Here is a 12,249-nt window from a genome sequence, read left to right on the forward strand (position 1 = left end):
ATCGCACCCCCACACCTCCGGCGTCCGCCCCCGGCGGCGGCGCGCCGCGCCCCAGGAGACAAACGCCCATGCCCCCCACCGAATCGCAGAACGCGGTCGACAAGCGCGCCGAGCTGCGGCAGGCGGCGCTCGAATACCACGAGCACCCGACGCCGGGCAAGATCGCGATCGCGGCCACCAAGCAGCTGATCAACCAGCACGACCTCGCGCTCGCCTATTCGCCCGGCGTCGCCGCGCCCTGCGAGGAGATCGTCAAGGACCCCACCGCCGCCTTCCGCTACACCGCGCGCGGCAACCTGGTGGCCGTGATCACCAACGGCACCGCCGTGCTGGGCCTGGGCGACATCGGCCCGCTGGCGTCCAAGCCGGTGATGGAGGGCAAGGGCGTCCTGTTCAAGAAGTTCGCCGGCATCGACGTCTTCGACATCGAGATCAACGAGAAGGACGACCTGGACAAGCTGGTCGACGTGATCGCCGCGCTGGAGCCCACCTTCGGCGGCATCAACCTCGAGGACATCAAGGCGCCGGACTGCTTCTACGTCGAGCGCAAGCTGCGCGAGCGGATGAAGATCCCGGTCTTCCACGACGACCAGCACGGCACGGCCATTGTGGTCGGCGCGGCCATCATCAACGGCCTGAAGGTGGTGGGCAAGGACATCCGCGAGGTCAAGCTGGTGACCTCGGGCGCCGGCGCCGCCGCGCTCGCCTGCCTGAACCTGCTGCTCAAGCTGGGCATGCCGCGCGAGAACATCTTCGCCACCGACCTGGCCGGCGTGGTGTACGAGGGCCGCAAGGAGCTGATGGACGAGGACAAGGTGCAGTTCGCGCAGAAGACCTCGGCGCGCACGCTGGCCGATGTGATCCAGGGCGCCGACATCTTCCTGGGCCTGTCGGCGGCCAACGTGCTCAAGCCGCAGATGGTCCAGTCGATGGCCAAGGACCCGCTGATCCTGGCGCTGGCCAACCCGAACCCGGAGATCGCGCCCGAGGAGGCCAAGGCCGTGCGCCCCGACGCGATCCTGGCGACCGGCCGCACGGACTACCCGAACCAGGTCAACAACGTCCTGTGCTTCCCGTACATCTTCCGCGGCGCGCTCGATTCCGGCGCGACCACGATCACGGTGGAGATGGAGATCGCGGCGGTGCATGCGATCGCCGAACTCGCGCAGGCCGAGCAGAGCGAGGTGGTCGCCGCCGCCTACGCGGGCCAGAAGCTCTCGTTCGGGCCCGACTACCTGATTCCCAAGCCGTTCGACCCGCGGCTGATGATGAAGATCGCCCCCGCGGTGGCGCAGGCCGCCGCGGACAGCGGCGTCGCGCTGCGGCCGGTCAAGGACATGGATGCCTACCGCGAGAAGCTGCAGAGCTTCGTCTACGCGTCGGGCACCACGATGAAGCCGATCTTCACCGCCGCCAAGCAGGCCGAGCGCAAGCGCGTGGCGCTGTGCGAGGGCGAGGAGGAGCGCGTGCTGCGCGCCGCGCAGATCGTGGTCGACGAGGGCATCGCGCGCCCGACGCTGATCGGGCGCCCCGCCATCATCGCGCAGCGGATCGAGAAGTTCGGCCTGCGCCTGGCGCAGGGCCGCGACTTCGACGTCGTCAACACCGACTGGGACGACCGCTACCGCGACTTCTGGCAGACCTACCACCGGATGATGGACCGCCGGGGCGTGACCGAGCAGATGGCCAAGATCGAGATGCGCCGCCGGCTCACCCTGATCGGCGCCATGCTGCTGCACAAGGGCCAGGTCGACGGCATGATCTGCGGCACCTGGGGCACGACCGAGATCCACCTGAAGTACATCGACCAGGTGATCGGCCGCCGCGAGGGCGTCGCCACCTACGCCTGCATGAACGGGCTGATGCTGCCCAACCGCCAGGTGTTCCTGGTCGACACCCACGTCAACTACGACCCGACGGCGCCGCAGCTGGCCGAGATCACCGTGATGGCGGCCGAGGAGATGATGCGCTTCGGCCTCAAGCCCAAGGCGGCGCTGCTGTCGCACTCCAACTTCGGCTCCAGCAACCAGCCCAGCGCGGTCAAGATGCGCGACACGCTCGCGCTGCTGCGCGAGCGGGCGCCGTGGCTGGAGGTGGACGGCGAGATGCACGGCGACGTGGCGCTGGACGGCGCGGCGCGCGACCACCTGATGCCGCACAGCACGCTGTCGGGCGACGCCAACCTGCTGGTGTGCCCGAACATCGACGCCGCCAACATTTCCTACAACCTGCTCAAGACGGCGGCGGGCGGCAACATCGCCATCGGCCCGGTGCTGCTGGGCGCCGCCAAACCGGTGCACATCCTGACGGCCAGCACGACCGTGCGGCGCATCGTCAACATGGCCGCCCTGACGGTGGCCGACGCGAACGCGGCCCGGTAAAGCAAACCGCGACAGCAGGCGCTCACTTGGGGCGCCAATGGCCGAGCTTCCAAAGGCCTTTTTCCCTGCCCAAAATTTGGGCAGGCGCTTGCCTTTTGTGACCGGATCGTTCAAACTTATGCGCTGAATTTTCCGGGTTAACCCGAGGATCTCAACGGTTCGCGGCGCATCCCGGAAGGCGTCCCAGGTCCCCCAAGAGGTCACTTTTCCCTGTTCATGGCGCGTTTGGCTGCCTTCAAGTTTGCGCTCACTAGCCTCTTGTTCGCAGTCGCGCTCACCGGCCCCGGGCCGGTGCAGGCGAAAGGCCCGCAGGAGCGCCGCGCCGGCAGCAGTGCGGCCACGATCCCCGTGGCCGAGCTGCCCCGGCAAGGCAGGGAAACCTACGAACTGATCCGCCAGGGCGGACCGTTCCCGTACGAGAAGGACGGCACGGTGTTCGGCAACCGCGAGCGGCAGCTCCCGGCGGCCAGGCGCGGCTACTGGCGCGAATACACCGTGAAGACGCCAGGTTCGCGCGACCGGGGGGCCCGGCGCATCGTGTGCGGCGGCCCACCCCGGCAGCCGGACGCCTGTTACTACACCGCTGACCATTACGCCAGTTTTCGCAAGATCGTGGAGTGAACCGACATGAAGCGGGACATGTTTTTGACATCCTTGGAAAGAGACGCGGAGATGGACCCATCCCTTCGCCCCGACATCAGCGAGACGCCCCTGAAGGGCGTGCGCAACAACATCGTGCAGTCGATCCGCGCGTTCCGCGTGCAGGACCTGCAGGACACCGCCCGCGCGCTGGGCCAGCACTTCCTCTACGCCAACCTGGCCAATGCCCAGAGCAAGCAGGACGTCCTGGAGCTGATCGCCCAGCAGTTCATGCTGCCGGCGCACTTCGGCAAGAACTTCGACGCGCTGTACGACTGCATGACCGACCCGGTGCACAAGTCGGGCCCCCAGCCCGGCTTCATCGTGGTGCTGGAGCAGATTCCCGCCACCTCGAAGTTCGACAAGGAAGCGCGCGAGCAGTTGCTGGACATCTTCCGCGACACGGCCGACTACTGGGCCGACCGGAAGATTCCATTCCGATGCTTCTATTCTTTTCTGTAGCCCGTTCTGCACAAGCCGGCCAAGCAGAACGGGCGAACGAGGCTCAGGGCACCGAGAGTGCCGCCAGCCCCGCGGCCATCACCGACAACGGCGAGAAGATGCCCACCGACAAGCTGGTCGACGTCTCGCCCCTGGCGCTGCGCATGAGCAGCCCCTTCAACGCCGGGTACTGGCTCGCCGCAGCCTGACCCCGAGACGAGGAAACGATGAAGCCCGGGTGACCGGGCTTCATCGTTTCCGGCCCTACGGTTGCACGGCGGCCGCCAGCGCCAGGTACTCCTGCACGCTCACCTCTTCGGCCCGCCGCTGCAGCTCGAACGTGCCGCCGAAGCCGCGCTGCTCGAGCCACTTGCCCAGGCTGTGGCGCAGCAGCTTGCGCCGCTGGCTGAACGCCACCTGCACCAGTTCCGACAGCAGGTCGCCGTCGACCGCCGCCGGCGCGGCGTGGGGCACCATGCGCACGACGGCGCTGTCCACCTTGGGCGGCGGGTCGAACGCCGCGGGCGGCACGAACAGCACGTCCTCCATCGCGTAGCGCCACTGCAGCATGACCGACAGGCGTCCGTAGGCGGCCGTCGAAGGCTGCGCCACCATCCGGTCGATCACTTCCTTTTGCAGCATGAAGTGCTGGTCCTCCACCACGCCGACATGCGTGAGCAGGTGGAACAGGATCGGCGTCGAGATGTTGTAGGGAAGGTTGCCGACGATGCGCAGCCGGGACCCGCCGGCGCGGGCTGCCAGCGCGGTGAAGTCCACCTGCAGCACGTCCGCCTCCACCACCTCCAGCTGCGGGTGCTGGCGCAGCCGCGCGGCCAGGTCGCGGTCGAGCTCGACGACCAGCAGGTGGCCCAGGCGCTCGACCAGCGGCTGCGTCAGCGCCGCCAGGCCCGGGCCGATCTCCACCATCGCCTGGCCCGGACGCGGCGCGATCGCGCGCACGATCGCGTCGATGACGGACGAATCGGTGAGGAAGTGCTGGCCGAAGCGCTTCCTGGGGATGTGCGTTCCGGAGGGGCTGGGCCGGCGCGCCATGTCAGGCGGGCGGATCGCGGTATTCGACGTACGCCTTGCCGCGCACTTCCTGCGCCCATTGCACGTAGGCTTCGTCCAGCTTCTTCTCGCGCACCAGGTTGCGGATCATGTCGCGCTGCTCGCGCTCGGACAGCTTGGCCTGCCGGCGCTCCATCACCTGGATCAGGTGGACGCCGAAGCGCGAGACCACCGGGCCCGAGATCTGGCCGGGCGCCAGGCCGTTCATCACGTCCTCGAACTCGGGCACGAAGTTGCCGGGATTGACCCAGCCCAGGTCGCCGCCGCGCAGGGCGCTGGTGTCCTGCGAGTTCTCGCGCGCGAGCTGGGCGAAGTCGGTTTGCCCGCTGTCGATGCGGCGCTTGAAGTCGGCCAGGCGTTCGCGCGCCTGCGCCTCGGTCAGCTGCGGGCCGGTGCGCAGCAGGATGTGCCGCGCGTGGGTCTGGGTCACGTCGATGCCGGGCAAGCCGCTCTGGCGCTTCTCGAGCAGCTTCAGCACGTGAAAGCCCGCGCCGGAGCGCACGACGTTCGGCACCGCGCCCACGGGCAGCGTGCGCACGGCATCCACGAACAGCGACGGATAGCGATCGGCCGGCCGCGCGCCCATCTGCCCGCCCGACTGGGCGGCGCCGGGCACGTCGGAGAACTGGCGCGCGAGGGCGGCGAAGTCCTCGCCGGCGCGGGCCCGCTCGGCCACGCGCTCGGCCTTGGCCTGAAGTTCGCGAAGCTGCTGCTCGCCGGCCCGCTCGGGCACCGCGATGAGGATGTGGCCCAGGTTCAGCTCCAGGTTGGCCGCCTCGCCGGCCCCTTGCTGGTCGCGGATGTACTGGTCGATGTCGGCTTCGGTCACCCGCACGCGCGACTCGACCTCGCGCTGGCGCAGCCGCGTGAGCGTGAGCTGGCTGCGCAGGTCGTCGCGGAAGGCCGCCACCGAGACGCCCTCGGCCGCGAGCTGGCGGTGCAGCTGGCGCGCGTCCATGTCGTACTGCTTGGCGAAGTTGGCCTCGGCCTGGTCCACCAGCGCGTCGTCGACGCGGATGCCGTTCTCGGCCGCCAGCTGCAGCTGGGCTTTTTCGCTGATCAGGCGCTCGAGCACGATGCGCGTGAGCTCGGGCCGCGGCGGCAGCGCCGCACCCTGCTGGGTGAGCTGCTGCTCGAAGCGCAGCAGCCGCGTGCGCACCTCGGTGTTGGTGATCGGCTCGGTGTTGACCACCGCCACGATGTAGTCGGCGGCCCGCGGTCCGGTGGTGGTGGTGGTGCGCGCGCCCGGCGCGATCTGCGGGCTGGGCCGCAGCTGCGCCGCCGCGGGCCAGGCAAGGGCGGCTGCCGCGCAGGCGAGCAGAAGGGCGTGGACACGTGGAATCATCGGATCGCGATCTCTAGTCGTAGTTGCTGAACCTGCTGGGAGGCGCCACCGCGGGGTCGCGCAGGAACTGGTAGCGGGGGATATTCTGGCGCAGCGGCTGCAGCACGCTCGATCCGAGCCGGCTGAAGCCCACGAACTCCAGCTGGAACATGATGCGCGTGTTGGCCGTGCTGACACCGCTTTGCAGCCGCTCCAGCACCACGCGGCCGATCCAGCAGCAGGCGTCGTACTCGAGGCCGACGATGGTATCGACCAGGCGCCGGTCCTTGAGGCTGAAGTTCAGCCGGCCCACCGTGTACCAACGGTTGCCGCCCTGGCCGCGGCCCGGGCCGAGGTCCACGCCCTTGTCGCCCCACAGGTCGTTGATCGGCCACTGCCAGCCGATGTCCAGCTGCTCGCTCTGGCCGCGCTGCAGCCGGTAGGCGGCGCTGATCACGCGGTAGTTGCTCGGGTTGTAGCGCCCGCCGACAGTCGAGCGCTCGGAGCGGCCGGTCTTCGGGTTGTACTGCACCGTGGTGTCGAGCGACCACTGCGGCGTCCAGTTCAGCGTCGCGCCGAACAGCAGGTCGGAGAGCCGCTCGCTGATCGGCGGCGTGCCCGGCAGCGTGACGCGCTGGTCCTTGAACCGCAGCCGCTGCGCCACGCCGAAGCGCGCGGCCTCGGCCCCGGAGTCGGGATCGATCAGGCGCGTGGTGGCGCCCAGGGTCAGCAGGTTGTTGTCCGAGATGCGGTCGTTGCCGCCGAACGCGTTCTCGGTGTAGATGGTGGCGAAGTTGAAGTCGTTGTAGGCCGAGTCGTAGTTGGGCAGCAGCGACTGGTCGCGAAACGGCGTGTAGACGTAGAAGGCGCGCGGCTCCAGCGTCTGGGTGAAGCTGCGGCCGAAATAGCTCGCCGGCCGCTCGAACACCAGGCCGCTGTCCAGGCTCACGACCGGCAGCGTGCGCGAGGCGGTGCGCTCGCCGTTGGCCAGCGGCGCATCGAAGCTGTAGTGCGTGGTGTGCAGCTGCAGCCGCGGCGTGACGAACCAGCCGGGATGCTGCCACGGCCGCTCGATGCGGCCCAGCATGTAGCTGCGCTGCGCGTTGGGCTGCAGGGTGAGCCGGCGGTCGGCCTCGAAGCGGGTGGTGTCGGCGTCCACCGAGGCCACCAGGCCCAGCGGCAGGTCCGGCCGCGCATAGCGGGTGAAGACCTGCGGGACGCGGTCGTACGGCGGCGTGATCGGCGAGGTCACGTCCTGCAGGGTCTGCCACTTCAGGGCCCGCACCGACGCGTACCAGGCACCGGTGCCGCTGCTCCAGTTGAGCTGGCCATCGTTGGCCAGCAGGCGCTGCGTGAGGGAGGCACTGGTGCGGCTGAAGTCGCGCCAGTAATTGTCGTCGCTGACGCGGTTCAGGTTCAGGCTCAGTCCGACCGAGCCGAACCCCGGCGGGACCGGCAGCGTGCCGCCGTGCCGCCATGCATAGCCCCAGCGCGTGCGGTCGCGCAGCTTGTCGCCGGGCATCACGTCGGCACGCAGCTCGCCGCGGTAGGCGCTCTCGAGGTAGCGGAATTCGCCGGCCAGGTCGACGCCGCGCTTGGTCATGAGCGCCGGGTACAGCGTCAGGTCGCGATTGGGCGCGATGTTCCAGTAGTACGGCTGCCGGTATTCGAAGCCGTTGAGGTTGTCCAGGCTGATCGTCGGCGGCAGGAAGCCGCTCTTGCGCTTGTCGCTGAGGGGAAAGCTCACCTGCGGGATCGGCAGGATCGGCACGTTGAAGAACGTGAGCAGCGCGCCGGTCGCGACGCCCACCTCTTCTTCCTGGTCGATGCGGATGCCGTTGGCGCGCAGCAGCCAGGCGGGCATCCAGCCAGGGTAGTCGGCGCGCTGGCAGGTCGTGTAGGTCGCGTTGCGGATGAACGAGCGCTTGTCGTCGATGAAGTCGACGCGGTCGGCCTGGCCGTAGGCGCCGTTGCGCAGGAACCGGTAGCGCGGCTGGTTGAAGAAGCCTTCGAACGCGTCGACCTTCAGCTCCAGCTGTGGTCCCTCGTAGACGTTGCCGGCCCGGTTGATGTGCACGTTGCCGCGCGCCTTGGCCAGGTCGTCGGGCTGGTAGTAGTCGAGCCGGTCGGCCCGGATCATCATGTCCCCGCGCCGCAGTTCCGCATTGCCCTCGACCGTGGTCTCCAGGTCCGTGCGCCCGGACAGGCGATCGCCGCTGACGAAGGTGGGCAGCTGGCGGCGCACCACCGAGGGGATGTCCTCGCGCAGGACGGGGCTGGTGCGCAGCCCGAGCTCCCCGGTGGCAGCGGCAGGCGGCGCCGCCTGCCCGTGCGCGACCGCCCCGTGCAGCAGCGCGAATGCCGCCACGGCCAGGGGGGTCAACTCGAAGCGTCTGCGCAGGGTCCGGGGCGGGTTCAAGGCTCGGTCGGGAGGGCGGGGCCAGGGCAGCGACCGAGGGTCGGCCGCGGGGGCGTTTGTAGAATCGATTATCCATGAGCGATCCCACGTTTTCCCCGGCGCCCGCCGCCGGCAACGGGCCTGCGGTGTCCTGGCCCGATCCCGATCGCGAGCGGGCCTTCCACCGCTGGCTCGATGGCCTGGCGGGCCCGCACGGCCTCGATGTGTCGACGGTCCGGCCCGCCTCGGCCGATGCGAGCTTTCGCCGCTACCTGCGGGTGGACGGCGAGCGCGGCAGCCGCATCATCATGGACGCGCCGCCCGACAAGGAGGACTGCCGCCCGTTCGTGAAGGTGGCGCAGCTGATGGCCGACGCGGGGCTACGCGTGCCCCGCGTGCTGGCCTGGGACGAGCCGCTCGGCTTCATGCTGCTCGACGACCTGGGCCACCGCACCATGATCGAGGCGGTGGATCCGCACCAGCCGGCGGCCAACCAGCCGCTGTACCTGCGCGCCGTCGACGCGCTGATCGCGTGGCAGCTGGCTTCGCGGCCGGACGTGCTGCCGCCGTACGACGAGGCACTGCTGCGGCGCGAGCTGGCGCTGTTTCCGGACTGGTACCTGGCGCGCCATCGCGGCGTGGCGGTGGAGGGCAAGCTGCGCGAGACGCTCGAGCAGGCGTTTGGCCTCATCGTCGCGCGCAACCTGGCCTCGCCCGCCGTCTACGTGCACCGCGACTTCATGCCGCGCAACCTGATGCTGCCGGCCTCGGCCGACGAACCGCGGCTGGGCGTGCTGGACTTCCAGGACGCGGTGCACGGCCCCGTCACGTACGACATCGCCAGCCTGATGCGCGACGCGTTCCTCAGCTGGGACGAGGAGTTCGTGCTCGACATCACGGTGCGCTACTGGGAAAAGGCCCTGAAGGCCGGCCTGCCGGTCGATCCGGATTTCGGCGAGTTCTACCGCGCCGTCGAATGGATGGGACTGCAGCGGCACCTCAAGGTGGCCGGCATCTTCGCCCGCCTGACGCTGCGCGACGGCAAGCCCAAGTACCTGGCCGACACACCCCGCTTCATCGCCTACATCCGCGCCACGGCCGGCCGCTACCGCGAACTGGCCCCGCTGCTGCAACTGGTCGACGCCGTCGAGGGCACGCAGGCCGTGGCCGGGTACGCCTTCGGGCGCGTCTGACCCCGATGCCGGCGCGCCTGCACTGTCCGCTGGCCCTGCGCGAGGGCGAAGCGGTGGCGCTGCCCCCCGGCGCGGCCCGGCACGTGCAGGTGCTGCGCCTGCAGCCGGGTGACGAGCTGACCCTGTTCGACGGCCAAGGCGGCGAATGGTCGGCGACCGTCGAGCGGATGGGCCGCGCGGACGTGCTGGCCCGGGTCGGCGCGCACCGCGCGGTCGAGCGCGAAGCCGCGCGCGAGGTGCACCTCGCGCTGGGCATTCCCGCCAACGACCGGATGGACTGGCTGGTCGAAAAGGCCGCCGAGCTGGGCGCGGCCAGCGTGCAGCCGCTGGTGATGGAGCGCAGCGTGGTTCGTCTTGCGGCCGACCGGGCGGCCCGCAAGCAGGAGCACTGGCAGGCGATCGCCGTCGCGGCGTGCGAGCAGTGCGGCGGCAACCGCGTTCCTGCCGTCCATCCTCCGCGCGCCTTCGCCGACTGGTCGCCGCCGCCGGGGCCGCTGCGCTGCGTGCTGTCGCTGTCGGCCGGCACGGCGCCGCTGCTGCAGGCCGCCGCCGGCGCCGCGCCGGTGCTGCTGCTGTCGGGGGCGGAAGGGGGCCTGAGCGAGCGCGAGGAAGCCGCCGCGCGCGCGGCCGGCTTCGCGCCGGTGACGCTCGGGCCGCGCGTGCTGCGCGCGGAGACCGCGCCCATCGCCGCGCTGGCCGCCCTGGCGCTGTCGGCGCACGGGGCGGGGAGGGCGGCATGAACCGGCGCCTGTGGCTGCTGGCGATCTGCCAGGGCCTGTTCCTCACCAACAACGTGACCTTCATCGCCATCAACGGCCTGGTCGGGCTGGCGCTGGCGCCTTACGGATGGATGGCGACGCTGCCGGTCATGGGCTATGTGGTGGGCGGGGCCCTGTCCACCGGCATCGTCGCCCGCACGCAGCAGCGCTGGGGCCGCCAGCGCTCGTTCCAGGCCGGGCTGGCGGTGGCGGTGGTCGCCGCCCTGCTGTGCGCCTACGCGGCCACCACCCGCCACTTCTGGCTGCTGTGCGGCGCGACCCTGCTGGCCGGCTTCTACAACGCCAATGCGGGCCTGTACCGCTTCGCGGCCGCCGAATTGGCCGACGCGCGCGGCAAGGAGCGCGCCGTCTCGCTGGTCATGGCCGGCGGCCTGATCGGTGCGGTGGTCGGCCCCAACCTGGCCGCGCGCACCCGCGACCTGCTCGCCGTGCCGTTCGCCGGCGCCTACCTGTCTCTGGCCGCGGTGGCCCTGGTGGCGATGCTGCTCATGGCACGGCTGCGGTTCGCGCCAGCCGCGCAGGCGGCGGGCCAGCCCGCGGGCCGGCCCCTCGCGACCATCATGCGCCAGCCGGCGTTCGTCGTGGCCGCCGCGTCGGGGGCGCTCAGCTACGGCGTGATGAACCTGCTGATGGCATCCACGCCGCTCGCGATGCAGCAGTGCGGGCTGCCGTTCTCCGATGCCGCCACCGTGCTGCAGTGGCACGTGATCGGCATGTTCGCGCCGGGCTTCTTCACCGGCTCCCTGATCAAGCGGTTCGGCGCGCTGCCGGTGATGGGCGCCGGCATCGCGCTCAACGTCTGCTGCATCGCGGTGGCGCTGTCGGGGGTGGAACTGCAGCAGTTCCTGGTCGCCCTGCTGCTGCTGGGCGTGGGCTGGAATTTCCTGTTCACCGGCAGCACGACCCTGTCGCTGTCGACGTACCGGCCCGAGGAGCGCGACAAGGCGCAGGCGGCGCTCAACTTCTTCGTCATGGCCACGCTGGCCCTGACCTCGTTCGCCAGCGGCGTGCTGGTGACGACGCAGGGGTGGACCTGGCTGAACTGGGGATCGCTGGTGCCGGTGGCGGCGGTCGCCGGCGCGCTCGGCTGGCTGGCCTTGCGCGGTGGCGCCCGCGCGGCGCCGGCGGTCTAGAACCGGGCGTCGAGCCAGGCGCGCAGGCAGTCGAAGACCGGCTGCGCGTGCGGCTCGTTGAAGATTTCGTGAAACGCCTGGTCGAAGCATCGGGCGGTGACCACGTCGGCCGGCGCCGCGGCGGCGAATCGCCGGCTGCCCTGCGGGTCGACCAGCCGGTCGTCCCCGGCGTACATCAGCAGGGTGGGAACCGACCAACCGGGCGCGGCGCGCACGACGCGCGGCCCTTCGTCCGTGATGAAGACGGCGAGCCGGCCGCTGATGCGGTCATGCACGCGCGGGTCGTCGCGGTAGGCGCGTTCCACCGCCGGGTCGTGCGAGAGCCAGCGCGGATCCAGCCCGTTGTGCACGCGCAGGTTGGGGGCGATGCGCGGCAGCGTGCGCAACAGCAGCTTCTGCACGGCGCTGACCCGGGTGGCGAGCGCCGGGGACGACAGCACCAGCGCGTCCATCGCGCCGGGATGGGCCAGTGCGAACGCCGCCGCGACCAGCCCGCCCATGCTGTGTCCCAGCACGACGAGTGGCAGCCCGGGCAGCCGGTGGCGGGTGCTGGCGACGATCTCCGCCAGGTCGTCCACCAGCCGCATCGGCGCCGGGATGCAGCCGCGCGCCCCGCCGGATTCGCCGTGGCCGTGATGGTCGTAGCCCCGGACCGCGAAGCCCCACTCGTTCAGGCGCCGCGCGACCTGGTCGTAGCGTCCCGCGTGTTCGCCCAGGCCATGCACCAGCACGACGATGCCACGGGGACGCACGCCGTCGGGCAGCGGCCAGTCCTGGACGGCCAGGTTGTCGCCGTCGCTGGCGGTGAAGGTGCTGAGGGTGGAGGCGGAAGACAAGCTCATCGGCGGCCCATCTTCCCCCATCACGCGCCGCGGCGCCCCGGGAATGAC

Annotated in this window: 10 protein-coding genes; 6 read left to right on the top strand and 4 right to left on the bottom strand. The window is 70.6% G+C overall.

What is annotated here, in order from left to right:
- The first annotated feature begins 68 nt into the window (after positions 1-68).
- From AC3ANR_RS01260 to AC3ANR_RS01270, 3 genes are all read left to right on the top strand, one after another.
- The gene (locus AC3ANR_RS01260; RefSeq protein ID WP_488290063.1) at positions 69-2,381 is read left to right on the top strand and encodes an NADP-dependent malic enzyme; all 2,313 of its coding nucleotides are present in this window, start codon (positions 69-71) and stop codon (positions 2,379-2,381) included.
- 216 nt (positions 2,382-2,597) lie between these two features.
- Positions 2,598-3,002, top strand: a complete 405-nt coding sequence (locus AC3ANR_RS01265; protein WP_488290064.1) for a guanyl-specific ribonuclease — start codon at positions 2,598-2,600, stop codon at positions 3,000-3,002.
- 51 nt (positions 3,003-3,053) lie between these two features.
- Entirely contained in the window at positions 3,054-3,482 is a 429-nt protein-coding gene (locus AC3ANR_RS01270; protein WP_488290065.1) for a barstar family protein, read from the top strand.
- A gap of 243 nt (positions 3,483-3,725) precedes the next feature.
- Here AC3ANR_RS01270 and rsmA read toward each other — a convergent pair whose 3' ends face one another.
- The 3 genes from rsmA to AC3ANR_RS01285 are packed head-to-tail and all read right to left on the bottom strand — an operon-like array spanning position 3,726 to position 8,230.
- On the bottom strand, positions 3,726-4,514 hold the full coding sequence (gene rsmA, locus AC3ANR_RS01275; protein ID WP_488290066.1) for a 16S rRNA (adenine(1518)-N(6)/adenine(1519)-N(6))-dimethyltransferase RsmA: 789 nt from the start codon (positions 4,512-4,514) through the stop codon (positions 3,726-3,728).
- 1 nt (position 4,515) lies between these two features.
- Entirely contained in the window at positions 4,516-5,877 is a 1,362-nt protein-coding gene (locus tag AC3ANR_RS01280) for a peptidylprolyl isomerase (RefSeq protein WP_488290067.1), read from the bottom strand.
- A gap of 13 nt (positions 5,878-5,890) precedes the next feature.
- Complete coding sequence (locus AC3ANR_RS01285; RefSeq protein ID WP_488291859.1) at positions 5,891-8,230, bottom strand: LPS-assembly protein LptD; 2,340 nt, start codon at positions 8,228-8,230, stop codon at positions 5,891-5,893.
- A 119-nt stretch (positions 8,231-8,349) separates the two neighbouring features.
- Between AC3ANR_RS01285 and AC3ANR_RS01290 the strand changes: the two genes are divergently transcribed.
- From AC3ANR_RS01290 to AC3ANR_RS01300, 3 genes are read left to right on the top strand one after another with little or no spacing between them, the layout of a single operon-like run.
- Positions 8,350-9,447: an aminoglycoside phosphotransferase family protein gene (locus AC3ANR_RS01290; RefSeq protein ID WP_488290068.1), complete on the top strand. Its 1,098-nt coding sequence runs from the start codon at positions 8,350-8,352 to the stop codon at positions 9,445-9,447.
- Between the two features lie 5 nt (positions 9,448-9,452).
- Positions 9,453-10,187, top strand: a complete 735-nt coding sequence (locus AC3ANR_RS01295; RefSeq protein ID WP_488290069.1) for a 16S rRNA (uracil(1498)-N(3))-methyltransferase — start codon at positions 9,453-9,455, stop codon at positions 10,185-10,187.
- A complete protein-coding gene (locus AC3ANR_RS01300) occupies positions 10,184-11,359 on the top strand; it encodes an MFS transporter (protein ID WP_488290070.1) in 1,176 nt (391 codons plus the stop codon). Before AC3ANR_RS01295 ends, AC3ANR_RS01300 begins: the two co-directional genes overlap by 4 nt.
- On the opposite strand, the gene AC3ANR_RS01305 is transcribed toward AC3ANR_RS01300, so the two are convergent.
- A complete protein-coding gene (locus tag AC3ANR_RS01305; protein ID WP_488290071.1) occupies positions 11,356-12,201 on the bottom strand; it encodes an alpha/beta hydrolase in 846 nt (281 codons plus the stop codon). The genes AC3ANR_RS01300 and AC3ANR_RS01305 overlap by 4 nt on opposite strands.
- Between the last annotated feature and the right edge of the window lie 48 nt (positions 12,202-12,249).

The sequence above is a fragment of the Ramlibacter sp. JJN2-2R genome (genome assembly GCF_057747835.1).